The organism is Halarcobacter sp. (assembly GCF_963676935.1).
Classification (GTDB): Bacteria; Campylobacterota; Campylobacteria; order Campylobacterales; family Arcobacteraceae; genus Halarcobacter.
In genome coordinates this window covers 1,333,631-1,358,863 of record NZ_OY781470.1, presented here as the reverse complement: position 1 = coordinate 1,358,863, position 25,233 = coordinate 1,333,631, and the positions used below count along the sequence as shown (strand labels likewise).

Sequence of the window (25,233 nt, the reverse complement as noted above, 5' to 3'; positions counted from 1 at the left end):
AAATGAAAGTAGATTTACATAACCATACGTATCTTTGTAAACATGCAGTGGGTATTATGGATGACTATATAGAAAAAGCGATAAAAGAGAAAATAGATATATTAGGTTTTTCAGATCACAATCCTATGAAATATGATAAAAAACATAGAATGGAAAATAAGTATAAAAAAGACTATATTCAAATGTTTGAAGATGCAAAAATGAAGTATAACAATAAAATCAAACTTCTTTTTGCCTATGAGTTTGATTATTTAGATTATGGGATGAACAAAAAACTATTAAAAGAGGATGTAGATTATCTAATAGGCTCAGTTCATTTTTTAAATCAATTTTTAGTAGATGACCCAAAAATGATAAAAGAGTACAAAAAAGGAAAAAATCTGTTTAAAGATGTAGATGCTACTACTTTATGGAATAATTATTTTGAACAAATAAGAAAAATGGCTAAAACAGAATATTTTAATATAGTAGGACATATCGATTTAGTTAAAATTCTAACAAATGAGGAACCTAAAAAAGATATTAGACTTATTGCAAAAGATGCTTTAAAAGAGATAAAAAAATCTGGTATGGCAGTTGAGATAAATGCTTCTGGATTAAGAAAGAGTGTTAAAGACACATACCCTTCTAAAAAGCTTCTTGAAGAGATTTATTCTTATGATATACCAATAACCTTTGGTAGTGATTCCCATGCTGTTGAACATGTAGGTTATAAAAAAGATTATTGTGAAAAATTTGCAAAAAATATTGGTTATACCAATTGCGTGTATTTTGAAAAAAGAGAGATGATAAAAGTTAAGTTTTAAACTACACTTTTAAAATGAGTACATAAATCTTCTAGATTTTTATACTCATATGCATCTAGCTTCAAAGTATTATAGCTATCATCGTTTGTAGTTTGTAAGTGAATTGGAATTAAACCCCAATCATGAGCACCTTTTATATCTGTTTCGTAAGTATCTCCAACCATTGCAATATATTCTTTAGGGATATTTAGTTTTCTAATAGCAAAATCAAAAGCATACTTTGAAGGCTTTCCTATAATTTCTGGTTCTTCATGAAGATGTGGTTTAAATAATTCTACCATTACACCACATTCAAAATCATAACCAGTTGAAGTAGGAGAATAGTAGTCAGGATTTGTAAAAATTACTTTTTTCTTAGCTTGAATATGTTTTCTTATTTTTGATAAATCATCAATAGAAATTTTAGGATCCATACCAATAACTATTACATCTACATCTACTACACCTATTTTATACTCTTGATAAATTACACTTTTTAAGGCTTTACTTCCATAAACTTTTACATTTGCATCTGGATAGTTTTCTTTTAGATAGTTTCTTGCTAATAAAGATGAGGTAATAATTTGATTTTTATCTATATATATTCCAACACGAAATAAAAGCTCATGGAGTTCATCAGGTGTTTTAGTTGTAAGGTTACTTAAAAATACAAATGGAATCTCTTTGTTTTTTAAAATTTCAATAAAATCTTTTCCACCAGGTAAGATATGAAAGTCTTTAAAAAATGCACCATCAAAATCTATAATAAATCCACCTATATTATCAAACATTTATCCCCAACCTAAAATTATTTTTGTGATTATATCTAATAACAAATGAGAAAAACTGAACTTTTATGTAATCAAATTGTAACTAAAGATTAAACTCTTCATCATCTAAAACATATCTATATTTTAGTTTTATTCTATTATTATTTATGTATTCTAAAGTAGAATGTGAAATATGCATCAAAAAACCATTTTTTGTATTTATTTCATCAAGAATATTACTTGCTTGTAGATAATTTAAATGGTTCCCTTTTGATTTTGTTTCATCATAACATGCATCAATAAAAGTGTAATCTATTCTCTTTGATTTTAAAAACTCTAAACTATTTTTAGGTACTTCATAACAATCTGTCAAATAAGTAATATTTGCCTCTTTTGTCTCAATAAAATATCCTAAGGTATTTTTTGAATGTTTTAAAGGAATTGCAGTTATTTTTATATCATCAATATAAATTGATTTAAAAGGGTCAAATACTTCATAAAAAATCGAATGTTTATGTTTAAAAAGGTCTGAAAAGCCCAGCTCATCTTTTGGATGAAAACATTTAATATTTTTAGCTGAATGCCTTAATCTTAAAAGTCCCATACAATGATCTGCATGAAAGTGTGTCAAAAAAATTGCTTTTATATCTTTCATATCAAAAATATTAGAAATCAAATCATTCCCTGCATCTAAAAGTATATACTTTTCGTTATATTCAAGATAAGCAGATGTAGAAAAGTTAATTTTTTTATTTATTCTATATTCACTACAAACGCTACAATTACAGTTAGCAACAGGTATTCCAGCACTATTGGAAGATCCTAAAAATTTTAATTTCAAAATAAACCTCCTATAGAAAATTTATGATATTAAGTAAACAATGATGATCACTAAAACCTTTTAATAATACTTTTGATTCAATAGATATGTCTCTTTTTGATTTATTTAAAATATAATCTAAAATAACTCTACTTTCATGAGTAAATTCACTATTTTTATCACTAAAACCATACTCTTTTAAAAGTTTAACTTCTGAATAACTAGGAAGAGCATTTAAATCACCACAAAATATTATTGTATTAAAGTTTTTATATTCGTTAATTTTTTTTAGTATTGCTCTTATTTGCTCAATTCTATTATTACTGCTTAAATGACAAAGATGGGTATTGATTAATAAAATCTCTTTACCTTTAAAACTCAATTGGGAAAAAACAGCGGCTCTTTCTATATCCTCTTTCCCTTTATTAAAAAAAAGTTTATCTAAGAGTTTTATGGGATATTTGGAAAGAATAGTTAAATTTGAACTACTATTTATTCCATTTCTAAATTTTTCCCTTGTTTTTATGGAAATATAATTATAGTTTAACTCTATATTTAAGAACTTACCTGTTGAAAATTTTTTTGAATTATAATCTTCTTGTAAACATAAAATATCAAATCTATTTTTATAAATCACATTAGAAAGATTATATATTCTATCTGGGAATATATCATTATCTTTATCTAAATTAAATGTCGCAACTTTTAATTTAGTCATTTTCTATACTTTTTAAAAGTTCTAAAAACTTTTCTTTTGATTCATCAATAGGACTTGAATTATCAAATTCAATCAATTTATTACATTGAATTTTTTCGTAACTTCTATTTAATCTTTGCTCAATCTCTTTACTAGACTCTCTACCTCTAGCAATAAGTCTCTCTTTAAGTTTTTCTTTTGGGATACTTATATTTAAAGTATAAACATCTTTATACAAATTCTCAAAATCTTTTATTCTAGCTCTTGATATTGAGATTATATTTACACCATTTTTAATAAATCTTTTGGGAATTCCATAAAAATTTCCATGGGCATTCCAACTTGAAGCAAAATAACCATTATGTCTTAAAATCTCAAATGCATACTCATCAATATAATAGTTACTTTCATTAACATCTGCTTCTCTTGTAATATATCTTTTAACAAAACTAAAATTTTCATTTAATTTTTCTTTTGCATATCTTAGAAGAGTATCTTTTCCTGCACCGCTAGGTCCTACAACAAGTACAATTTTACTGTTCATTATATACTCCTATTTTGAATACTTATAAATAAATGTTCTAATATCTTTTAAATCATCTATTCTTTCTTTTATCTCTTCATGGCTCCAATTCCACCAAGCAATCTCTTCAATTTTATCTATTATATCTTTTGAAAACCTATACTTCAATATTTTTGCACTTACTCCAGCAACTATAGCATATGGTGGTACATCTTTAGTTACAACAGCATTTGAACCAATAATTGCTCCATTTCCTACTTTTACGCCAGGCATGATAACCGCACCATGACCTATCCAAGTATCATGCCCTATAATTACCTTTTGAACTTTTCTAAAATTAAAAAATGCCTTATCATCTTCACCAAAACCATACATCCCTTTTCTATATAAAAAGTGATGCTGACAAGGCATTTCATAGGGATGAAAACCAGGATTTATTCTAACTTGAGCTGCTATATTTGAAAATTTCCCAATAAAAGTATTATATATTTGGGTATATTCACTTATATAAGAATAATCATCTAATGTAGAATCCAAAATATTTGAAAACTGACCAACTTCTGTATATTTTCCAAAATATGAATTTTCTATAATGGCATTATTAGGTATATATGGTTTTATCCCTAGTTTTATATTTTCTTTTTTATTTATACTCTCTATTTTTGTCATTATAATTAACTCTTAAATCTAAAATACTTCTATATATAGTTACCATAACTACTCCTTAAAGTCTAAACCCTCTAATACCATTGTAGATTGATTCTCCATCCTTTATAGTTAATATAACTTTAGGAATATTTGAATCATCAATCACTATAATATCAGCTTTTTTACCCTCTGTGATTTCTCCTCTATCCGCTAAATTTGCATATTTTGCAGGTGTTGAAGTTATCATTGAAAAACCTTTTGCCAAATCTAAATTTACATCTTTTTTCATTCTATAAACTGCTTGTAACATTGAAGTTGGATGATAATCAGAACATAAATATTTACAAACACCCTCTTTAACTAAATCAATAGCAGCTATATTTCCACTTTGGCTACCACCTCTTACTATATTTGGAGCACCCATTCCTGTTGCAATACCTTTATCTACTGCATATTTTGCAACTTCCAAACTAAGTGGAAATTCAGAGATTTGCACTCCTAGTTTTAATAATCCATCAAGTTTTTCAACACAATCATCATCATGACTTAAAAGTGTTATATCTTTTTCTTTTACAAAAGATATTAACTCATTTATTTTCTCTTCATTTTTATTCATTTTTTTGTCAATTACAGCTTTTATATCCTCATCATCTAAACCATAATGTTTTCCATAATAGGTTTTAAATGTTTCAAGGGTTTTGAATTGACCTTGTCCTGGTGAGTGATCCATTAACGATACTAATTTAACCATTCCTTTATTTATAACCTCTTTTATAGGTTCAACAGCTTCACTTGAACTAAGCTCAAACCTTGCATGTACAAAGTTATCCACACCTAAGTGTTTTGCATTTGCATGGAATATCTCTTCAATTTGATTTATTGCTAAGTCAACAGACCTTCTTTTTTTAGGATTCTCTTCAAACCCTATTGCATGAAACATAGTTGTAACACCAGCTATAGATAGTTTTTTGTCTAATTCTGTGATTGCTAACTCTACAGGGAAAGTTGCATGAGGTCTTGGCTCAATCTCTTTTTCTATGGCATCTGAGTGTAAATCTACAATCCCTGGAGCAATTTTTTTATCTCCTAAATCAATTGCAATTTCATTTTTTCCATATTCATCAACTCTTTTAATTGTATCTTTATAAATTACTACATCAGCAGGGATAAACTCTTCATTTATTAATACATTTTTACTTCTTAATATAGTTTCCATTAATTTACTCTCTTTAACTTATATATATTATCACTTATCATATCCATAGCTTCCAAATCATGAAATATTCCTACCATGGCAACACCTTGTTCTTTAAGCTCTTTTAATTTTTCTACAACTTTCATTGTATTTGTTTTATCTAAAGATGCTGTTGGTTCATCAAGTAATAATAACGATTTTGGTGCAATTATCCCTTTTGCTATATTTACTCTTTGTTGCTCCCCTCCACTAAATGTTAAAGGTGATAAATCAAATAACTCTTCTCTAATAGATAGATAATCTAACATCTCTCTTGCTTTTTGTCTTGAGATTTTTTCATCTTCACCTTTGAAAATAAGTTGTTGAGAAACTACATCAACAGCACTTACCCTTGGCAATACTTGTAAAAATTGAGATACATATCCTATTTCAGAATGTCTAAGTTCTAAAATCTGACTCTCACTTGCTTTTGCTATATCAACAACTTCACCACTATCTCTATAAAATAAAATCTCTCCACTTGTTGTTGTATATGTTCTAAATAAAGTTTTTAAAATAGATGACTTTCCAGCACCACTTGGGCCAAAAAGAGATATAAACTCTCCATTTTTCACATTAAAACTTATATTTTCAAAACCTTTAACCTCTATTCCACCTTGAGTATATAGTTTAAAACTCTTATTCAAATTATTAATTTTTAATCTAACCATTTCTTTTCCTATAAAACTGAAGATACTAAAAGTTGGGTATATGGATGTTGTGGATCTTCTAATATTTGATCAGTAAGTCCTCTTTCAACTATTTGTCCATTTTTCATCACAACTGTAATATCTGTTAAGTGTTTTATTACACCTAAATCATGTGAAACTACAACCATTGCAAAACCAATCTCATGTTGTAACTCTTTTATCAAATCTAATATTTTTGCTTGAACTGATAAATCAAGACCTGTAGTTGGCTCATCTAGCAATAAAATTTTGGGATTTGAAGACAAAGCTTTTGAGATTTGAATTCTTTGTTGTTGTCCTCCTGAAAAATATTCTGGATAATCATCTATTCTACTTGTAGGAATCTCTGTTTTATCAAGAAAATATAAAGCTTTGTCTCTTATCTCTTTATATTTTTTATTTCCACTCATAATTACTTTTTGTGCAATATTTCCTCCAGCACTAAAGTTATAATTTAATCCCAATCTAGGATTTTGATAAATCATTGACATTAATGAGTTTCTTAAAAAAGACAATTCATTTAAATTTGCATCTAAAATATTCTTTTTATTTCCATTTTTATCAATAAAATCTTTAATAAAAATTTCACCTTTTGATGCTTTTTGATCTTGATATATTAACTGTAACAAAGTTGATTTACCTGAACCACTCTCCCCAACTATACCAAGAACTTCACCTTTTTTTAAATTAAGGTTTACACTATTTACCCCAACTACACTATTACATGTAGGACAAATAGAACTATTATATTTAGATCCTGTTTTTTCCAAACAATCTTCACAAAAATTTCCAAATACTTTTGAGACATTTTGAATATCTAATATCATCTATATCTCCTTTTTAGCAAGATTGTTATCACAAAAATCTGTATCATTACAATAATAATGAACAATACCTTCATCATCATAAACTTCATCCAAAAAGCTATTATTGCTTCCACATCTTTCACAAACCCTATTATCAAAGTTTTCAACTTTAAACTCTTTATCTTCAAATTTAAGTGGTACCACTTTTGTAAAAGGTGGAATTGCATAGATTTTTTTCTCTCTACCTGCACCAAAAAGTTGTAAAGCTTTTGAATTATTTAATCTTGGTGTATCATATTTTGGTATTGGACTTGGATCCATAGCAAATCTATCATGTACCATTACTGGATATCTATTAGAGATTCTTGAATCTCCAAATTGTGATGTATCTTCATATAATAAAACCCATAACTTCGAATAGTCAGCATTTGCATGCATAATTTTTGCTTTTGCCGTATTTGGTTCAACTGTTTCTAAAATATCTGGCATTGGTACTTGAAATACTAAAGTTTGTTTTTCCTCTAATTCTATCTCTGGTATTCTATGTCTAGTTTGAATAATAGTAGCCTCTTTTGTACTTGTAGTTGTTTCTACATTTGTAACAGATTTAATAAAATTTCTAATATTTACAGCATTTACACTCCCATCACAACCTTGGTCAATAACTTTTAGAGTATCCTTTTCATTTATTATCGATAAGGTAACTTGAAGACCTCCTGTACCCCACCCTCTTGCTACTGGCATCTCTCTGCTTGCAAAAGAGACTATATATCCAGGAATAGCAATAGCTTTTAAAGTTGCTCTTCTAATCTCTTTTTTTGCTTCTTCATCTAAAAATGCATATCTCATACTATTTTTTGCCCTCTTTCTCTTCTACATATTTTTGTGCAGATTTAAATATTTGATAATCAGTTTGAAAAGTAACATAATGTGGCAATTTATAATGATTACAAAAACCAAATGATTCTATACCATCCACATGATGCATCATCATTTCAAAATCTGCTGCAACTATTTGGTCAGTTCCTACACTATATGAACTGTTATATAAAGTTAAATCTATAATAGACATCGATATTGCTTTTGTTTCATTTTTTCCAAAACAAAAACCAAAACCAGTTGTAAGTTTAGTATCTCCATTTTCATCTTTGTTAAAAGTTCCTACACTCTCAACAGCAGTTGCTTCAATAGAACCAACTTTTACCTCATTTTTTGTAAATGGATGGGTAAATTTTATATCTAAATGACCAACTCTTAAATCACCAATTGTAGGGTGAACATCTCCATAACCTCTCATTGAAGTGTATGAAAACCCCAATAAACTTCCACTCTCACCCCTACTCATTACTTGAAGTATTGAGCTTCTAGGATATGGTGAAGTTGGAAATGTTCTTGTAATATCCCAAGGCTTACTTTCTTTTGGAAGTTTTTTTATTAAATCATCATTTCTTAATGGGGTTAATGCAGATTTTATGATATTTTCTTTATCTGAATAATCTTCAAAAGATAACTCTTTTTCTTTTACATCAATTAATAGTTTTATCTCATAATCATTTGATGAGCCAAGAAGCTGACCACCTTCAATATCCTTAAATGCAGATGAAACTCTTCTACTAAGTTTCATCTCATTTGTATCTAAGGTTTTACACTCCCCAACTCTTTGACAAGAACTTCTATGTGCTCTTATAAAAAATGAAGCATTTAACAAATCCCCTGCACTTCTTTTTATTGCTTTACTTGCTAATTTTTTAGAATATAATGAGCCTTCACTAATAACCTTATCTATTGAAAAAGTTAATCCTTCTATTAATTGTTCATCATCTAATTGTTGTGCTTTTTGTGTAGTTTGTGCATAAAAATTCAAAGAGTTTTCAATAGCTTTTTCTCCACCTTTTACTGCATAATAAGCCATTATAAAACCTCCATTTTTGTTGTTCTTGAAAGAGCTAAAACCTGTGCTTTTTCATTTATAAAAAACACTTCATTTCCCATAGGAAAAGTAGAATTCTTATTGTTAAATTTTTCTATAAAATCTTTTGATATGGGAAGAGTATGATTACTGCTTCCATTTATTCCAGGACCACTTAACTTTACTTCTATTCCTTCAAAATTTTTACATTTAAATATATATGTTGATGAAAACTCTGGATCTTTCATAGTTCCTATTTTTCCGGCTTCAAACAACTCTTCATCCAATTTGTCACAGAAAACATAATCAGCTTCATTTTCTGATAATTCTTTTGAATTTGTAATTGCATTTATAAGCTCAAAATCTTCATTTCCTTTATAAAAATATGAAACCTCTGCATATAAAAGTGTATTTGCCACTGCTAATAGGTTGGATTTAAAAAGAGGTTTAATCTCTTCTATACTTCCAGGTCTTGATAAAGCATTCATCATTGATCTAAAATTTTCTCTATTTAATTTTTCAATATCAATTTTGTCCATAATTTACCTTTACATCAAATCAAAAGAAACTCTTGTTGAGTTAACTTTTTTATTATAAATTGCATTTTTATTAACTATCTCATTTTTTGTTTTTTCAAGTAAATCTAAAATCTCTTCTTTTAATATATTTGCTTCAAAAGAAGCATCTAATACAGCTGTTTTTAAAGATAATTCTTCATTTGTATCTAATACCATTGACCAACCTTTTACTCCATTTACTTCTACTATTGTTGAAGTAACTAAAACTTCACCAGCATAAAAATCCCCACCAGATATAGGATCTTTTACAGGGACTAAAAGTGTTTGTTCTGTTGGATTTGTTAAAACCTTTATCTCATAATCTTTTTCTATTTTTTTATATAAGTTTTCTAACTTATTTTCTTGTATAAATTGCGATAAAAAATTAATATCTTCTCTATTCATTTTTATATAAACCTTTTTCTAATAAGTGCACTAATTTTGTCTAGTGACCAAACAGTTAAAATTATTACTATAATAATGGTACAAACATCACCATTTTCAAAACCTCTCATTTTGTCAAATAGATAAAATCCAATTCCTCCTGCACCAACAAATCCAAGAATTGAGGCACTTCTTACATCAGATTCAAATCTATATAAAGCCATAGATACAAAATGTGGCATTGTTTGAGGAATAACTGCATATATTAAAACCTTAATAAAACCTGCACCAGTAGTTGTAAGAGCTTCAACTGGTCCTGGGTCAATTGCTTCATTACCCTCACTTAATAGTTTTGATAATACCCCTGCTGTATGAACTCCTAAAGCTAAAATACCAGCCATAGGGCCTAGACCAACTGCACTAACAAAAATAAGTGCCCAGATAATCTCATTTATTGACCTAAATATATTTGCTACTAATGTAGCACTTCCATATATCACTCTTTTAAAAAAAATATGAATTGGAGTTTTTCCTGGGATTAAAATATCTAAGATATTTCTTGAACTTAAATATGATAATGGAACTGCAACAACTACCGATAAGACTAAAGCAACAACAGCCATTTCTATAGTTTCTAACATAGATAATGCATAAGTAATTACATCATCTTTATTTAAATTTGGAGGGAAAAAACCACTATTTTTTATCTCTGGATTACCTGATATATATTCAACCATATAATCCCATCCACCAAATAGTGAAGAAAAACTCATCTCTGTGTCTTGCCAACTTTTAAAAAAAACAAGTAAAAATATAACTATTACTATAGATTTAGAAAAAGAAAAAGGGTTGGTTTTTCGCTTTAATTCTTCAATGTTCATAAAATTGTCCTTGGATTAAAGTAGGCAAAAAGCCTACTTTGATTATTGTTTTTTCTTTAATTCATTTTTTAATTTAATTAATTCTCTAACTGGATTATAAACTGAATCATCACCTTTAATAAATCCTTTATTTTTAAGTCTTTTAAGACCTTCTGGATCATTGTAAGAGATAAATGCACCCTTAATAGCCATTTTTAAAGAAGTTGGTAAATCCTTTCTAGCAGCCATTGGAGCTCCTGGAATTAAATCTGAAGTCCATAGAACATTGAAATCATCTTTTTGCCATTGTTTTCCTACACCTCTATTAAAATCTAAGTTATTAGTAGATGCTGCATCAACTTTTCCAGCTTTAACTGAAAGAATAGAAGCTTCATGTCCACCTGAGTAAAGCACTTTTGAGAAATATTTTGTTGGAACAATACCTTTTTTAGAGAACATTACAGTTGGAACTAAAGTACCAGATGTTGATTGAGAAGATGTAAATGCCCAAGTTTTACCTTTGATATCTGCTAATGTTTTAAGACCACTACCTTTTTTAGTGATAATAATTCCGTTATATCCTGGTAATCCCGATTCACCATCTACTTCAACAACTAAAGCTTCTGCATTTGCTCTTTTAGCTGCTTCTACATAAGATTTTGGTCCAAAATAAGCAACATCAATATGTTTATGTTGCATACCAGTAATAATACCTGTATAATCACCAGCTAATTTCATCTCAACTTTAATCCCTAAAGATTTTGCTAGATAATCAGCCAATGGTCCAAAGTTTTCTTTCATAGATGTAGCACCAGCAACTGGAATTACACCAAATGTGATTTTATCTGGCCATTTTTCTTGTCCTAACATAGAAGTTACACCTAAAGTTAATGCTAATGCACCTACTGCAAGTTTCTTTACAATTTTCATTTTTTTATTCCTTTTTTGTTTTGCTACTAATTTGTAGCATAGATTTTCTCAACTAACTTTTCAGTTAGATTCTCACTTTTGTCATCAAAGACTACTGTACCGTTGTTAACACCAACAATTCTGCTACAATACTCTTTGGCGTACTCCAGATGATGAAGATTTGTAACAACAGTTACCCCATAAACCTCATTTACTTTTTTTAATATTCCCATTACCTTTTTTGCACTCTTTGGATCCAATGCTGACACAGGTTCATCTGCCAATATTATTTTCGGTTCAGCGGCCAAGGCACGTGCAATAGCTACACGTTGTCTTTGACCTCCCGAAAGTTCATCACATCTTTTTAATGAATGTTTTGTGATATCAACGATATCCATGTATTCTTTTGCCTTTTCCAACTCCTTTTCTTTATATAATTTAAGTATTGCTCTTGATAATGGTATATCTTTTAACATCCCACTAACAACATTGTCTAATACGTTTAATCTATCTACTAAGTTATATCCTTGAAAAATCACACCAATTTGTTCCCTTAACTTAACTAGATTTTTTTTCTTTATATTTTCTAAATCAAAATCTAATACTTCAAATTTTCCATTAAAAACTTTTATTCCACCAGTTATAGCCATAAGCATTGTAGATTTTCCAGCACCACTAGGACCAATTATCCCTACAAATTCACCCTTTTTCACTTTTATATTTACATCGCTTAATATTTTTTCTTTTTTATAACCTAAAGTTAGATTTTTCATTTTTATCACTATGTTCTCCTAATTAAACTAAGTCAACTTTTATTTTTACTGCATCTGCTCTTGAATATGAACTTCCATACTCTACATAATCACCATATTGATTTTTTGAAATTGTACTTGCAACTATTACAGGGGTATTTGCTGGCATCATTAAATAATCACTTATTTGACTATTTGGAATTTTTGCTTCAAAAACAGTTGATATTTTTGTAATTTCCATTTGGGGATAACATTTGTCTAAAATGTTGTAAATTGAGAAGGGTTCAATATCTAAGTTATCTATAATATCTCTATAATGAAAAGCGTCAAAATATGAATAAGATACTGATATAGGAAGGTCATTTGCAAATCTCAAAAGTTTTAATTCGATTACTTTTAGTTTTTTATTAAGTCCTAATTGTTTTGCAATCTCATCGTTTGGTTCAATAATATCTGCACTAAGAAGTTTTGTTTTAGGTTCATACCCTAAATCAATAATTTTTTGAGAAAAAGAACTCTTATCTGAGATAGAGTAAGGCACTTGAATATTTGATATATAATTGCCTTTTCCTTTTATTGTATAAATATACCCTTCATCTTTAAGTAAAGATAACGCTTGTCTTACAGTATGTCTATTTACATCAAACTCTTTTGCAAATAGATTCTCTGAAGGTAATTTATCACAACAATTATATTTTTTCTTATTAATATTTTCTAGAATTTTTTCATATATAACCACATAAAGTGGCTTTGAAATATTTTTCACAACAAAACCTTTGCTTGTCTATACAAGTTTAATTGCGAAAGTATAAAAAAGGATAATTACAGCTAAGTTACAAGTTGTCTATACAAGTAAACATAGCTGTATAGTTAATATTGTTTAATTACAATCTTTAGACTTAGAAAGAAATTTTAATTCATCACATGAAAAGCCTGCTTTTTTGCGGGCTTCAAAATTCAGATGATATTTTTTACTAGTACTTCCAGGGAATACTTTTTCCAACATCTTAATATATGTTTCTTCAGGTTCTAAATTTTCAAGTTTACAAACATATTTAAACCATTTATCACCTTTATATACATGAGTAATCTCTTCTTCTAATATAATATTTAAAGCTTCAAGAATTTTTTTATTAAAATTATCAGGATTTGATTTTAATTTTTCCATTATTTTGGGATTTTGTTCTAGACCGTTTGCTTCCAAATACCTAGGAACAACAGCCATTCTAGATACTATATCAGGAGTATTTTTCATAGCTTCAAAAAGATTAGTATGTACCTCTAAATCTCCATAAAATGAACCTAATTCTTTAAGAAGTTTTTCTATCATCAAGAAATGTCTTATTTCATCATCTGCAACTTCTAACCAATCTTTGTAATACTCTTCTGGCATATTTTGAAATCTTAAAGCTGCATCTAAAGCCAAATCAATAGCAGAATACTCAATATGAGCAATTGTATGAAGAAGATTAATTTTACCCTCTTTTGTATTTACATATTTCCTTTGTTTTGACTCTTGTGGTAATACAATTTTTAATATATTTGAATAGGATGGTTTTTCCATTTTATATGGTAAATAATTTTTTTCTATATAAAATTTATTATTCTTAAAATTTATATAAAACTCTTTAAATTTAGCAATCTTATCCTCAGGGTTTGAGGTTAATACAATATTTTCTAATAAATTATAATATTTCATAAACTACCTTACAGCTTCAATAATATATACTATAATAACTAATTAAAAATTAAATATAGTAGGGAAATATGAGTATTAAAATTCAACCAATGGGTGATTATCAAACAAACTGTTATATTATTACAGTTGATGGGAAAGATTTTATTATAGATCCAGGCGTCGGAGCTACAAATTGGGTAAAACAAAATGTTACTAACCCTGTTGCAATTTTAAATACCCATGGTCATTTTGATCATGTTTGGTCAAATGACGAGTTAAGTAAATTATTAAATATAAAAATCTATACACCAAAACAAGATGAATTTATGTTAGAAAAAGACCCTTATGGTTTAGGTATGCCACCTTCAACAGCTGATTATTTAGTTGAGGAGGATGAAGAATTAGATTTTGATGGAACAAAAGTAAAATACCATTTTTTCCCTGGACATACCCCTGGTTGTTCTGCAATTGAAATAGATAATAACCTATTTTCAGGAGATTTTATATTTTATAACTCTATAGGAAGAACAGATTTCCCTTTTTCTAGTCCAAATGATATGAGAAAAAGCATTGATAAGATTTTGAGTTGGAATAAAAATATTAGAATATATCCAGGTCATGGTCAGGCAACTTCATTAAATCAAGAAAGAGCCTCTTTAGAAAACTGGAAAAATTATTTATAGGAATAATTATGAATATAGATAGATATAATTTTCAAACTGCAATTGCTTTAAATGATCATTTAATTACTATAAAAAAACTAGAAGATGTACTTGAATATATATCTTCTTATTTAAAAAATGATTTATCTATTGAGTTTTTAGAAATAAAATTAAAAGAAACTTTAATATATAAAAATTTTGAAGAAGAAACTGGTTTAGAAAAACAGAGTTTTGATATTAGCTTAAATGAAAAAGATAATTTAACAATTTCAATTTATTACGATGATTTGTCAAAAAATAATATAATTGAGTCAATTGAATATGTAGAAATCATATTCAAAATAATTTCTCAAACTCTATATAATAGATACCTTGAATTTAAGTTAGTTGAATCAAATTTAAAAGATAATTTAACAGGACTATATAATAGACAATATGTTGATGAATACCTTAAAACAGTACTTCCTTTATCAAAAAGAGAACATAAAAAAATTGCATTTTTAAAAGTTGGAATTGATCATTTTAAAGCTGTAATTGATGAATTTAATTATGAAGTAGGAGATAAGGTTTTAAAAGAGTTAGCAAAAAGTTTGGAGAATTCAGTAAGAAAATCGGATATTATTGCTAGAATAGAATCAGATGAATTTTTAATTGTACTACACAATATTACAAATGAGAATAATGCTATAATGATTGCAAATAAAATTATAGAAAATTTTAAAGGTGTAAGGGTTGTTGTAGATGATAATACAAATCAAACACTAATGAAAACTATTTGTACAGGTATTTCTATCTATCCTGATGATGCAGAAAAAGCTGAAGAGATTTTCAGATCATCAGATATAGCTTTATATGAGGCTAGAAATAGAGGGAGAAGTCAATTTTTCAAGTTTGAAAAAGACAATGAAACAATAGAATTATTTTAAGGTAAATTATGAAAAACAGTATTTTAGAACTGATTAAAAAATCTGCAAATGATGAAAAAGCTTTTAAAGCATTAGAAAAAATTTATCATTTATACGATCAGCTTCAATACTCATCAAATATCAGACAGATGGCTGAAGATATCTATTTATGGTTACATACAAATTTTGACATAGATAATGTGACTTTTGCCCTATTTGATATAGAAAGAAATAATAGAGAAAATATATTTATAGAGGGTGAAGAGTTTTATTTAGATGATTCCTTATCTTTCTTTTTTATAGTAAATACTCATACAAATTTAAATGCAATTGTTTCTTTTTCTGCAACATCAAAAGAGCATTTTGATGAGATAGATGCCCAATACAATATTATAGAAGCAGCATTATTTCAAATATCACCAATACTACAAAATGGTATTATAAAGAAAAATTTCATAGAAACATTATCTTTAGACTCTGTAACTAAAGTTTATAATAGACACTATTTAATTGAAAACTTAAATAAACAAATAGCTTTATCAAAAAAAGATTATAAGACAATCTATTTTTTAATGATTGGAGTTGACCATTTTAAAGCTGTTATTGATGAATTTGATCATGATATTGCTGATCAAGTTTTAGTTGAATTGGCAAAAGTTATCCATACAAATATTTCAGAATTTGATATGGTTGCAAGACTTAGTGGAGATGAGTTTTTAATCTCTATGTTAAGTTCAAATAGTGAAAATGAGATATTAAAAATTTCACAAAATATTATTGAAGGTTTTGCAAAAGTTGAAGTGCCTGTAACTAGTGATGGACAAGTACTTAAAAAAACAGTTTGTGTTGGTATTGATATTTTTGAAACACACAACCCTGATGATTCAATTGATAAAACAATAAAAAATGCAGATATTGCTCTTTATGAAGCTAAAAATAGAGGAAGAAGTCAACTATTTAACTACAAAGAGCTAAAAGTTGAAGATACAATTGAACTTTTTTAGTTTTATTGTATCTTTCTAGCCTTCATATAAACTCTTTTTGGTGCAGGATAACCTTCAACAGTTTTTGTACTATCATTCGGATCTAAAAAATCCTCTAAACTTTGATCAAAAGACCACTTTGTTTTTCTTTGTTCTTCACTTGTAGTAGTTGTAACAGCAAGAACTTCAATATTTTCAAACCCTGCTCTACTTAACCAATTTTTTAGTGCAGAAATTGTTGGTATAAAATATATATTTGGTATCTTTGAGTATCTTTTATTTGGGGTTAAACATATTTCATCTTCACCATCAATCATAAAAGTATCAATTAATATTTCACCTTTACTATTTAAACCTCGAGCTAAAGATTTAAGAGTACCAACGGGATCTGGTCTATGATATAAAACACCTAACATAAATATGAAATCAAATTTATGATTATAAAACTCTAAATGTTCAACACCAAGCATTTCGTATATAATTTCAGATTTTACAAAATGGTTTATAAACTCAAATTGATGTAAAGTTAAAGGTGAAGGATCAAAACCAATCAATCTTTTTGGTTTATCTTCAAGCATTCTAAACATATAATAACCATTGTTGCACCCTATATCAGCCACCACTTTATCTTTTAAATTAAAAAATGGTCTTATAAGATTATATTTTATATTACTTTGCCATTCACTATCAATTTCAAGTCCAAAGATATTAAAAGGACCTTTTCTCCATGGGATTAATTTTTTTGCAGTTTCTTCTATAAGAGCAAACTCTTGTTGTGTTAAATTCTCTTTTCTTCCAATACTAAACCAATCTCCATAATCAACTTTTAAATTACCTTTATCTAAGTCAAAAACTTTTTGTAACTGTTCATACCAAGGGTTAACATTTTTCCAATATCGACAATCATCTTTTTTCTTTTTTAATTCTTCTAAATTCATATCTAATTATATTCTTAATTTATTAAATAGATGATTACAATCAAGGTTTTAAGAAACACTTTTTAGTTATAATTACAAAATTTTTCAAATATGATTAACTCTCCACGTTAAGTTCATATTGTAAATGTATAATTTATTATTATATTAAAAAAGGATTTATATTGAAGAAAATTTCACAATTGTTATTCTCTTTTAAAACTACCTTGTTTTTATTAGCTATTTTAGCTATTGGTGCAGGTGTAGCAACTTTTATTGAGAATGATTTTGGAACATCAACAGCAAGAGTACTTGTATATAACAATATATGGTATGAAGCAGCATTAGTTCTTACAACAATAAACCTAATAGGTATTATTATCAAATTTAAAATGTGGAAAAATCCAGCTAGATTTATATTTCACTTATCGTTTGTTGTAATACTTTTAGGTGCAGGTGCAACTAGATATATAGGGTATGAAGGTATTATGCATATTAGAGAAGGTTTTACAGAAAATAAAATGATGTCTTTAGAACCATATTTGCAAATTAAAATTAAACAAGAAAATGCAAGCTTTTATAAAGAATACCAAAAAGAATTTGCTGCAGCTATACTTAGAAAAGGGATGGGAGATGAAGCTTCTATAGGTATTGTTGAACTTTTAAGTGAATACCAAAATAGATTTGAACATGATATAAAGTTTAATGATAAAACATTAAATGTTAAATATGTAAATTATCTAGTAAGTAAAAAGGGTAAAGCCGAAATGGGTATTCTAACTGTTGATCTGACACTTAACGGTCAAACAAAAACTGTGAGATTACCTGGAAAAAGAGGTCAACCAGGAATTCCTAAAATTGAAGATTTTGGAGACACTATTGTAACTTTAGAGTATGGTTCAAAAACACTTGAATTACCTTTTTCTATTACACTTAGAGATTTCCAATTAGATAGATATCCAGGAAGTATGGCTCCATCTTCTTATGCTTCAGAAGTTACAGTAAATAAAAACGACAATAAACAATATGATTATAGAATTTTTATGAATAGAACTTTGCATGAAGGAAATTTCTTATTTTTCCAAAGTTCATATGACCAAGATGAAAAAGGAACTATCTTGTCAGTAAATAATGACCCAGGAAAGTGGCCAACATATTTAGGATACTTCTTACTAACATTAGGTTTAATTTGGAATCTTTTTGATAAAAAATCTAGATTTTGGAAAATGACAAAATATGTAAGTACAAGAAATGCAGCGGCAGCTTTTATTACAGCGATAATATTAGGACTTTCACCTAACTCTTTACAAGCTGAAGAACAAAATAACCATGGTATTGATTTTGAGAAAACTAAAAATGATATGACTGCTTATTTAGAAAATTTCCAAAAAGCATCAAAAGAAACTGCAGAAAAATTTTCTAAAATAGTTGTACAAAGTAATGGTGGAAGAATGAAACCATTAAATTCTTTAAATCATGAAATTGTGAGTAAATTAACTGGAAAAAGTTCAATGTTTGGGATGAATTCTGACCAAATTGTACTAGGAATGCTAACACGTCCTGAAGTTTGGCGTAATGTTAAAATGTTGAAAATAAAAACTCCAAAACTAAAAAAAGTTCTAGGGATTGAACAATCAAGAAAATATTTAGCCTTTGGAGAAGTTTTTGATAAAGATGGTAAATATATCCTTACAAAAGAGGCACAAAATGCTTCAATGGCTAAACCAAATGAAAGAGGAACTTTTGAAAGAGAGATTATAAAACTAGATGAAAAATTAAATATCTCATATTTAGTTTACAATGGAAATCTATTTAGAATGTTTCCTCAACAAAATGCAAATGATAATAACAGATGGTATAATCCTTTAGAAGCTATGAATACTTTTACAGGAGATAATCAAGTAGCGATTGAATCGTTAATTAGAGGATTTATAAATTCAGTAATTAGTGAAAACTGGGAATTATCAAATAAGTTTATTGATATGATTATTCAATACCAAACTAAAGTTGGTGCAGATATTATGCCTCCTCAATCTCAAATTGACAATGAAATAATGTTCAATAAATTGTCTATTTTCCCTAAATTAACTGTTGCATATATGCTTTTAGGTTTAATTATGCTAATCGTTGCATTTATAGTTGTATTTAATCCGAAAATCAAACCTAAAAAAACTACATTTGTATTTTTTATTCTATTAGCTATCCTTTTTGCGTTACATACATTTGGTATGGGATTTAGATGGATTATTTCGGGTCATGCACCATGGTCTGATACTTATGAATCATTATTATATATCTCATGGTCAGCCGTATTTGCAGCTGTAATCTTCTTTAGAAAATCTCTATTGGCACTTAGTGCTGGGGTTATTGTAGCAGGTATATTTATGTTTACGGCGCATCTAACAAGTATTGACCCACAAATCACAAACTTAGTACCTGTTCTTAAATCATATTGGTTAACGATTCACGTTTCAGTATTAACTGCTTCATATGGTTTCTTTGGACTTGGGGCAATATTAGGATTTATGTCACTTATTATGTTTATTTTTAGAAAAGGAAGACCTCACCTAGATGAAAATATCAAATATATTACAGCTATCAATGAGATTGCTTTAATTATTGGTTTAAGTGCAATTACAATTGGTAACTTCCTTGGAGGAGTTTGGGCAAACGAATCTTGGGGTAGATATTGGGGTTGGGATCCTAAAGAGACTTGGGCATATGTTTCAATTGTAGTATATGTTTTAGTTTTACACTTAAGATTTGTAAAAATATTTAATAATCAATTTGTGTTCTCTGTTGCATCATTATTAGCTTTCGCAACAATTTTAATGACATATTTTGGAGTTAACTTCTACTTATCAGGAATGCATTCATATGCTACTGGTGACCCTGTTCCAATTCCAATGTGGGTTTATTATGTTACTGCAACCGTATTTGTTACAATTGCATTAGCATATAAAAATAAAGATCTTACTATAAAATAACAATTTCTTGTTACCTTCTTTCACAAAATAATAATTTAGGCGATTATTCGCCTAAGTTAACTTACTTTAAAAGTTTTTTTTAATATTATATGAAGTTAGTTTACTAAGACAATTAGTTAAGTTTAAAATAACTCGAAGGTTAAAATGAATCAAGAAAAACTAAAAAAGATTATCAATATTACAAAAAAATTAAATATATTATATCTGGAAGACAATATTGATGTTAGAGAACAAACTCTAAAAATGTTAAATCTTTTTTTTGACAATATTACTGTAGGTACAAATGGTAATGAAGGTTTATCAATCTTTAAAGAAAAAAATAAATATGAATCATCATCACTTGATTTAATTATCACAGATATTGAGATGCCGGAAATTGATGGTATTTCAATGATTAATAAAATTAGAGAAATAGATAAAAAAATTCCAATACTTATATTTTCAGCTCATAGTAGAACTGATTATTTTTTAAAAACAATTGATGCGGGGATTGTAGGTTATGTATTAAAACCTTATAATGCTGAACAGATTTCAAATTCATTGATGAATTTGATTGAAAAAGAGGAATTATCTAGCTTAAATGAACATATATTACCTTTAGAAAATAATTTTGTTTGGAACAATGAAGAGAATGCACTTTTTAAAAATGAAAAGATAATTAAATTAACAAAATCTGAGATAAAACTTTTTAAATTGTTTTCTAATTCAAAAGGTTCACTTAAAAGTTATAATGAAATAGAAGAATATGTATTTGATGATTTAACTTCAAATAGTAAAAGAGTTCGAAATTTAATGTCTAGATTGAAAACAAAATTAGGATATGAACTATTTGAATCAATTTATGGACATGGGTACAAACTAAACTTTAAAAATGAATAAAAATCTTATGAGATGAACTTTTGACACTCTTTAGATAAAAATTCTAAAAAACAAGAATGAGAGTATTATGAAACTAATCAATTTATCTTTTTTATTAATCATAATATTAACTACTAATTTATTTTCTCAAACAACTATAAAACTAACACAAAAAGAAAAAGATTTTTTAGAAAAAAGAACACCTTTAAAACTACACAATGAACTAAACTGGCCCCCATTTAATTATAATGAAAATGGAGTAGCAAAAGGTTTCTCTATAGATTATATGAATCTTTTAGCTAAAAAACTAGGTGTAAAAGTTGAATATATAACAGGACCATCTTGGGATGAATTTATGAAGATGCTTCAAGATGGTGATATCGATGCAATGGTAAATATTTCAAAAAACAGTGAAAGAGCTAAAACTATAGAATTTACATCTATTTTCCATACAGCAGTAAATGCTATATATGTAAAAGAGGGAAATGAAAATATAGATTCTCTTGAAAAACTAAAAAACAAAACTATTATTATGCCAAAAGGTTTTTTTGCACAAAAAGCTATTGAAAAATATTATCCTGATATAAAACAAATATTAGTAAAAGATTCTTTAGAAGCATTAAAAGAGTTATCTCTTGGTAAAGCAGATGCTACCATTGGAAAGAAAAATGTTATTGATTATATTATTGCACAAAATAATATTTCAGGAATAATTCCAACCAATTATGTTGATGATAATAGGATGGTTAGTTTAATTCGTATTGGAGTAAATAAAAAAAATAAAATATTAAAAGATATACTAGAAAAGGCACAAAAAAGTGTATCTGATGCAGAACTACTAGAATTAAAAAGGAAATGGTTTGGTACAAAAGATATAACTTATACATCAAAAGATTTTTTTAATGAAGATGAACTTAGTTATATAGCAAATAGAAAAGTATTTAGAGTATGTGCAAGAGATGATATAAAACCTATAGAATTTAAAGAAAATAGTAACTATAAAGGTATAGTTATAGATGTTCTTAAAATAATCACAGAATTAACTAATATGAGATTAGATTATGTTAATACTTTATCATGGTATGATGCAAAACAGTATTTAAAAAGTGGTCGATGTGATTTTATATCTACAGTAACAAATAGTAGTGACCTTATAGACTTTGCAAATACAACAAAACCTTTTCTTAACTATAAACTTGCAATTATAACTCAAAATAACAAACCCGTAGTTTCAAGTTTGAATAATATTCTAGATAAAACAATTGCTTTAAAACAGAATTCAGAACTAATACCATTTATTAAATCACTTAATCCAGATATAAAAGTAATATACGCCAGTTCTCATAGAAAAGCATTAGAAGCAGTTAGTTCAGGTCAAGCTTATTTTGCATTAGAACCTTTGCCTATTGCTTCATACTATATTTCCAAATATGCCATGAAAAACCTTTATATATCAAGATATACAAATATGTCTTATAGTGTAAATATGGCAGTAAATAAAGATAATACAAGATTATTAAATATCTTAAATAAATCATTAAATTTAATTACAGAGAATCAATACAAAGAGATATCTGATAGATGGACTACTATTTCATTTGAAACAATTTTTGATTTTAAATATTTTTGGGAAGCAGTTACAATTTTATTTTTATTAATTTCAATATTTGCATATAGACACTATATTTTGGATAAATTAAATAAAGAATTAACACAAGCAAATGAAGAGATTGAAAATAAAACAATAGAGTTAGCAAAACAAAAACTACTTTTTGAAAATATTTATAATAAATCTGCTGATGGGGTTATACTAATTAATAATGGAATATTATCAAGTTGTAATGAATCAACAATAAAAATATTAAAATACAAAGAGAATGAAATTTTAAATAAAACTATAGATGAATTATCACCTCCCAAACAACCATGCGGTGTAGATTCAAAACAAAGAGCTGAAGAATATATTAATAAATCACTTAAAGATGGTGTTGTGAATTTTGAATGGGTATTTACAAACGGTTCAAATGAAAATATATGGACAGAAATAGTTTTTACAGTTATAGAGATTGAAGAAAGAAAAGTTATACATGCTGTTATTAGAGATATTACTAATAGAAAATATCTAGAACAAAAACTTGAAGATTTAAATACAAATCTAGAAAGAAGAGTAAAAGAAGAGATAGAAAAAAATGAGATAAATACTCAACAGTTAATCCAACAAAGTAGACTAGCTCAAATGGGTGAAATGATTTCAATGATTGCACACCAATGGAGACAACCACTTTCTGCTATATCTGCTACAACTAATAACCTTGTATTAAAAATGATTCTTGAAGATACTATAGATAAAAAATATTTTGATACAGAGCTAAAACTTATAACTGATTACTCTCAATACTTATCATCTACAATTGATGATTTTAGAAACTTTTTTAAGTCAGATAAAGAAAAAGTTGTATTTCAACTAAATGATATAATTGAAAAATCCTTATCTATCATTAAAACCTCTTTAGATGCAAGGTCAATATCATTAATAAAAAATTTAAACGATGACTATAACCTTTTTACCTACCCTAGTGAACTACAACAAGTAATACTAAATCTATTAAAAAATGCTGAAGATGCCTTAATTGAAAAGAAAGACTTTGATAGAAAAATTTTTATAAATACTTATAAAAAAAATGAAAAAACTGTAGTGATTGATATTGTAGATAATGGTGGAGGAATTGATAAAGCTATTATTGAAAGAATATTTGATCCCTACTTTTCAACAAAAAATAAAAAAGATGGTACAGGGCTAGGATTGTATATGAGTAAAATAATTATTAATGAACATTGTAAAGGAAATTTAAAAGTTACAAATAGAGACAAAGGTGCTGCTTTCTCAATCGAATTACCATTATTAAATAGAAAAGAGAAAAATAATGCTGAATAATATAAAAGACCTGCTGATTTTTAGTCAAAACCTTAATGTATTATTTGTTGAGGATAATTATGATGTAAAAGTTCAACTATTTAAACTCTTTAACAACTTTTTTCCCAATATAGATGATGCAACTGATGGGCAAATTGCTTTAGAAAAGTATAATAAATTTAATGAAGAAAATGATAAATTTTATGATTTAGTTATCACAGATATAAGTATGCCAAAACTCAATGGAATCGAACTATCAAAGCGTTTAATAGAAAAAAATCCAAATCAACTTATATTAGTTATTTCAGCACATACAGAATCAGATAAACTATTAGAACTATTAAATATTGGTATTTATAAATTTATACAAAAACCAATAGAATACGAAATACTAGTAAATACTCTATCTTCAGTTATAAGTAAAATAAAAAGGGAAAAAACATATTTAGAATTAGAAAATAAATATAAAGAGATAAAAAATGACAATATAATTTTGAATAAATTAGCAATAACTGATAACCTAACATCAATCTACAATAGAAGATATATAGATAATAAACTATTTGAATGCTTTCAAAATATAGATAGTTACAGTTTACAACATTTATCAATAATATTTTTAGATATAGATAATTTTAAAAGTATAAATGACACCTATGGACATATAATTGGGGATAAAGTACTTATAACTATAGCTAATTTACTAAAGTCAAATATAGAAAATAAAAATATTGTTGGAAGATGGGGTGGAGAAGAATTCATAATAATATGTGAAAATCAAGATATAAAAACTAGTTGTATTTTAGCAAATAAAATAAAAGATATAATTGCAAATCACCATTTTGATAAGGTAGAAACTGTTACAGCAAGCTTTGGCGTTGCTTCTTATAAAAAAGGTGAAAATATTACAAGCTTAATACAAAAAGCAGATTATAACCTTTATCAAGCCAAAGAAGAGGGTAAAAATAGAGTTTATTATTAAATTAGAA

At 27.2% G+C, this 25,233-nt stretch carries 26 protein-coding genes; 8 read left to right on the top strand and 18 right to left on the bottom strand.

What is annotated here, in order from left to right:
* Positions 1–2 precede the first annotated feature (2 nt).
* Complete coding sequence (locus ACKU4C_RS06560) at positions 3–806, top strand: histidinol-phosphatase (RefSeq protein ID WP_321315488.1); 804 nt, start codon at positions 3–5, stop codon at positions 804–806.
* On the opposite strand, the gene ACKU4C_RS06555 is transcribed toward ACKU4C_RS06560, so the two are convergent.
* The 17 genes from ACKU4C_RS06555 to ACKU4C_RS06475 form a co-directional block, all read right to left on the bottom strand.
* Entirely contained in the window at positions 803–1,576 is a 774-nt protein-coding gene (locus ACKU4C_RS06555; RefSeq protein WP_321315486.1) for an HAD hydrolase-like protein, read from the bottom strand. The two genes, ACKU4C_RS06560 and ACKU4C_RS06555, sit on opposite strands and share 4 nt — an antisense overlap.
* 82 nt (positions 1,577–1,658) lie before the next feature.
* A complete protein-coding gene (locus ACKU4C_RS06550) occupies positions 1,659–2,396 on the bottom strand; it encodes an MBL fold metallo-hydrolase (RefSeq protein ID WP_321315485.1) in 738 nt (245 codons plus the stop codon).
* A gap of 10 nt (positions 2,397–2,406) precedes the next feature.
* Positions 2,407–3,093 carry an endonuclease/exonuclease/phosphatase family protein gene (locus tag ACKU4C_RS06545; RefSeq protein ID WP_321315484.1) on the bottom strand — a complete coding sequence of 229 codons (687 nt, stop codon included), beginning with the start codon at positions 3,091–3,093 and terminating at the stop codon, positions 2,407–2,409.
* Positions 3,086–3,616: an AAA family ATPase gene (locus ACKU4C_RS06540; protein ID WP_321315482.1), complete on the bottom strand. Its 531-nt coding sequence runs from the start codon at positions 3,614–3,616 to the stop codon at positions 3,086–3,088. The genes ACKU4C_RS06545 and ACKU4C_RS06540 overlap by 8 nt, the downstream gene beginning before the upstream one ends.
* A 9-nt stretch (positions 3,617–3,625) precedes the next feature.
* The gene (locus ACKU4C_RS06535) at positions 3,626–4,264 is read right to left on the bottom strand and encodes a DapH/DapD/GlmU-related protein (protein ID WP_321315480.1); all 639 of its coding nucleotides are present in this window, start codon (positions 4,262–4,264) and stop codon (positions 3,626–3,628) included.
* Positions 4,265–4,319: 55 nt separating this feature from the next.
* Complete coding sequence (locus tag ACKU4C_RS06530; protein ID WP_321315478.1) at positions 4,320–5,459, bottom strand: alpha-D-ribose 1-methylphosphonate 5-triphosphate diphosphatase; 1,140 nt, start codon at positions 5,457–5,459, stop codon at positions 4,320–4,322.
* Entirely contained in the window at positions 5,459–6,148 is a 690-nt protein-coding gene (gene phnL, locus ACKU4C_RS06525; protein WP_321315477.1) for a phosphonate C-P lyase system protein PhnL, read from the bottom strand. The genes ACKU4C_RS06530 and phnL overlap by 1 nt, the downstream gene beginning before the upstream one ends.
* Before the next feature lie 8 nt (positions 6,149–6,156).
* Entirely contained in the window at positions 6,157–6,993 is an 837-nt protein-coding gene (locus ACKU4C_RS06520; protein WP_321315475.1) for an ATP-binding cassette domain-containing protein, read from the bottom strand.
* Entirely contained in the window at positions 6,994–7,821 is an 828-nt protein-coding gene (locus ACKU4C_RS06515; protein WP_321315473.1) for an alpha-D-ribose 1-methylphosphonate 5-phosphate C-P-lyase PhnJ, read from the bottom strand.
* Position 7,822: 1 nt separating this feature from the next.
* Positions 7,823–8,884, bottom strand: coding sequence for a carbon-phosphorus lyase complex subunit PhnI (locus ACKU4C_RS06510; RefSeq protein ID WP_321315471.1), 1,062 nt, complete (start codon positions 8,882–8,884; stop codon positions 7,823–7,825).
* Positions 8,884–9,420 (bottom strand): phosphonate C-P lyase system protein PhnH, encoded by a 537-nt coding sequence (locus ACKU4C_RS06505; protein ID WP_321315470.1) that lies wholly within the window; start codon positions 9,418–9,420, stop codon positions 8,884–8,886. Before ACKU4C_RS06505 ends, ACKU4C_RS06510 begins: the two co-directional genes overlap by 1 nt.
* 9 nt (positions 9,421–9,429) lie before the next feature.
* Positions 9,430–9,843: a phosphonate C-P lyase system protein PhnG gene (locus ACKU4C_RS06500; RefSeq protein WP_321315469.1), complete on the bottom strand. Its 414-nt coding sequence runs from the start codon at positions 9,841–9,843 to the stop codon at positions 9,430–9,432.
* Positions 9,844–9,845: 2 nt separating this feature from the next.
* The gene (gene phnE / locus ACKU4C_RS06495; RefSeq protein ID WP_321315468.1) at positions 9,846–10,703 is read right to left on the bottom strand and encodes a phosphonate ABC transporter, permease protein PhnE; all 858 of its coding nucleotides are present in this window, start codon (positions 10,701–10,703) and stop codon (positions 9,846–9,848) included.
* Positions 10,704–10,745: 42 nt separating this feature from the next.
* Positions 10,746–11,612, bottom strand: coding sequence for a phosphonate ABC transporter substrate-binding protein (gene phnD, locus ACKU4C_RS06490; protein ID WP_321315466.1), 867 nt, complete (start codon positions 11,610–11,612; stop codon positions 10,746–10,748).
* A gap of 26 nt (positions 11,613–11,638) precedes the next feature.
* Entirely contained in the window at positions 11,639–12,364 is a 726-nt protein-coding gene (gene phnC / locus ACKU4C_RS06485) for a phosphonate ABC transporter ATP-binding protein (RefSeq protein ID WP_321315465.1), read from the bottom strand.
* 22 nt (positions 12,365–12,386) lie between these two features.
* The gene (locus ACKU4C_RS06480) at positions 12,387–13,109 is read right to left on the bottom strand and encodes a GntR family transcriptional regulator (protein WP_321315462.1); all 723 of its coding nucleotides are present in this window, start codon (positions 13,107–13,109) and stop codon (positions 12,387–12,389) included.
* A 114-nt stretch (positions 13,110–13,223) separates the two neighbouring features.
* Positions 13,224–14,042: a ferritin-like domain-containing protein gene (locus tag ACKU4C_RS06475; RefSeq protein WP_321315461.1), complete on the bottom strand. Its 819-nt coding sequence runs from the start codon at positions 14,040–14,042 to the stop codon at positions 13,224–13,226.
* Positions 14,043–14,110: 68 nt separating this feature from the next.
* Here ACKU4C_RS06475 and ACKU4C_RS06470 point away from each other — a divergent pair, with 68 nt between their 5' ends.
* Genes ACKU4C_RS06470 through ACKU4C_RS06460 form a run of 3 tightly spaced genes read left to right on the top strand, consistent with a single transcriptional unit; the run spans position 14,111 to position 16,592 of the window.
* Positions 14,111–14,704, top strand: a complete 594-nt coding sequence (locus tag ACKU4C_RS06470) for an MBL fold metallo-hydrolase (RefSeq protein WP_321315459.1) — start codon at positions 14,111–14,113, stop codon at positions 14,702–14,704.
* Positions 14,705–14,712: 8 nt separating this feature from the next.
* Positions 14,713–15,609, top strand: a complete 897-nt coding sequence (locus ACKU4C_RS06465) for a GGDEF domain-containing protein (protein ID WP_321315458.1) — start codon at positions 14,713–14,715, stop codon at positions 15,607–15,609.
* Between the two features lie 8 nt (positions 15,610–15,617).
* Complete coding sequence (locus tag ACKU4C_RS06460; protein WP_321315457.1) at positions 15,618–16,592, top strand: GGDEF domain-containing protein; 975 nt, start codon at positions 15,618–15,620, stop codon at positions 16,590–16,592.
* Between the two features lie 2 nt (positions 16,593–16,594).
* Here ACKU4C_RS06460 and cmoB read toward each other — a convergent pair whose 3' ends face one another.
* Positions 16,595–17,509, bottom strand: a complete 915-nt coding sequence (gene cmoB / locus ACKU4C_RS06455; protein ID WP_321315456.1) for a tRNA 5-methoxyuridine(34)/uridine 5-oxyacetic acid(34) synthase CmoB — start codon at positions 17,507–17,509, stop codon at positions 16,595–16,597.
* 161 nt (positions 17,510–17,670) lie between these two features.
* Between cmoB and ccsA the strand changes: the two genes are divergently transcribed.
* The 4 genes from ccsA (at position 17,671) to ACKU4C_RS06435 (ending at position 25,226) form a co-directional block, all read left to right on the top strand.
* Complete coding sequence (gene ccsA, locus ACKU4C_RS06450) at positions 17,671–20,472, top strand: cytochrome c biogenesis protein CcsA (protein WP_321315453.1); 2,802 nt, start codon at positions 17,671–17,673, stop codon at positions 20,470–20,472.
* A gap of 144 nt (positions 20,473–20,616) precedes the next feature.
* A complete protein-coding gene (locus ACKU4C_RS06445; protein ID WP_321315451.1) occupies positions 20,617–21,351 on the top strand; it encodes a response regulator transcription factor in 735 nt (244 codons plus the stop codon).
* Between the two features lie 67 nt (positions 21,352–21,418).
* Positions 21,419–24,265: a transporter substrate-binding domain-containing protein gene (locus ACKU4C_RS06440; RefSeq protein ID WP_321315449.1), complete on the top strand. Its 2,847-nt coding sequence runs from the start codon at positions 21,419–21,421 to the stop codon at positions 24,263–24,265.
* Positions 24,255–25,226 carry a diguanylate cyclase gene (locus ACKU4C_RS06435; protein ID WP_321315448.1) on the top strand — a complete coding sequence of 324 codons (972 nt, stop codon included), beginning with the start codon at positions 24,255–24,257 and terminating at the stop codon, positions 25,224–25,226. The genes ACKU4C_RS06440 and ACKU4C_RS06435 overlap by 11 nt, the downstream gene beginning before the upstream one ends.
* Positions 25,227–25,233: the final 7 nt, after the last annotated feature.

Excerpts from the sequence above, each read along its gene's own strand:
- ACKU4C_RS06560 (WP_321315488.1), top strand. The coding sequence starts at position 3 with ATGAAAGTAGATTTACATAACCATACGTATCTTTGTAAACATGCAGTG.
- ACKU4C_RS06555 (WP_321315486.1), bottom strand. The coding sequence starts at position 1,576 with ATGTTTGATAATATAGGTGGATTTATTATAGATTTTGATGGTGCATTT.
- ACKU4C_RS06545 (WP_321315484.1), bottom strand. The coding sequence starts at position 3,093 with ATGACTAAATTAAAAGTTGCGACATTTAATTTAGATAAAGATAATGAT.
- ACKU4C_RS06540 (WP_321315482.1), bottom strand. The coding sequence starts at position 3,616 with ATGAACAGTAAAATTGTACTTGTTGTAGGACCTAGCGGTGCAGGAAAA.
- ACKU4C_RS06535 (WP_321315480.1), bottom strand. The coding sequence starts at position 4,264 with ATGACAAAAATAGAGAGTATAAATAAAAAAGAAAATATAAAACTAGGG.
- ACKU4C_RS06530 (WP_321315478.1), bottom strand. The coding sequence starts at position 5,459 with ATGGAAACTATATTAAGAAGTAAAAATGTATTAATAAATGAAGAGTTT.
- phnL (WP_321315477.1), bottom strand. The coding sequence starts at position 6,148 with ATGGTTAGATTAAAAATTAATAATTTGAATAAGAGTTTTAAACTATAT.
- ACKU4C_RS06520 (WP_321315475.1), bottom strand. The coding sequence starts at position 6,993 with ATGATATTAGATATTCAAAATGTCTCAAAAGTATTTGGAAATTTTTGT.
- ACKU4C_RS06515 (WP_321315473.1), bottom strand. The coding sequence starts at position 7,821 with ATGAGATATGCATTTTTAGATGAAGAAGCAAAAAAAGAGATTAGAAGA.
- ACKU4C_RS06510 (WP_321315471.1), bottom strand. The coding sequence starts at position 8,884 with ATGGCTTATTATGCAGTAAAAGGTGGAGAAAAAGCTATTGAAAACTCT.
- ACKU4C_RS06505 (WP_321315470.1), bottom strand. The coding sequence starts at position 9,420 with ATGGACAAAATTGATATTGAAAAATTAAATAGAGAAAATTTTAGATCA.
- ACKU4C_RS06500 (WP_321315469.1), bottom strand. The coding sequence starts at position 9,843 with ATGAATAGAGAAGATATTAATTTTTTATCGCAATTTATACAAGAAAAT.
- phnE (WP_321315468.1), bottom strand. The coding sequence starts at position 10,703 with ATGAACATTGAAGAATTAAAGCGAAAAACCAACCCTTTTTCTTTTTCT.
- phnD (WP_321315466.1), bottom strand. The coding sequence starts at position 11,612 with ATGAAAATTGTAAAGAAACTTGCAGTAGGTGCATTAGCATTAACTTTA.
- phnC (WP_321315465.1), bottom strand. The coding sequence starts at position 12,364 with ATGAAAAATCTAACTTTAGGTTATAAAAAAGAAAAAATATTAAGCGAT.
- ACKU4C_RS06475 (WP_321315461.1), bottom strand. The coding sequence starts at position 14,042 with ATGAAATATTATAATTTATTAGAAAATATTGTATTAACCTCAAACCCT.
- ACKU4C_RS06470 (WP_321315459.1), top strand. The coding sequence starts at position 14,111 with ATGAGTATTAAAATTCAACCAATGGGTGATTATCAAACAAACTGTTAT.
- ACKU4C_RS06465 (WP_321315458.1), top strand. The coding sequence starts at position 14,713 with ATGAATATAGATAGATATAATTTTCAAACTGCAATTGCTTTAAATGAT.
- ACKU4C_RS06460 (WP_321315457.1), top strand. The coding sequence starts at position 15,618 with ATGAAAAACAGTATTTTAGAACTGATTAAAAAATCTGCAAATGATGAA.
- cmoB (WP_321315456.1), bottom strand. The coding sequence starts at position 17,509 with ATGAATTTAGAAGAATTAAAAAAGAAAAAAGATGATTGTCGATATTGG.
- ACKU4C_RS06445 (WP_321315451.1), top strand. The coding sequence starts at position 20,617 with ATGAATCAAGAAAAACTAAAAAAGATTATCAATATTACAAAAAAATTA.
- ACKU4C_RS06440 (WP_321315449.1), top strand. The coding sequence starts at position 21,419 with ATGAAACTAATCAATTTATCTTTTTTATTAATCATAATATTAACTACT.
- ACKU4C_RS06435 (WP_321315448.1), top strand. The coding sequence starts at position 24,255 with ATGCTGAATAATATAAAAGACCTGCTGATTTTTAGTCAAAACCTTAAT.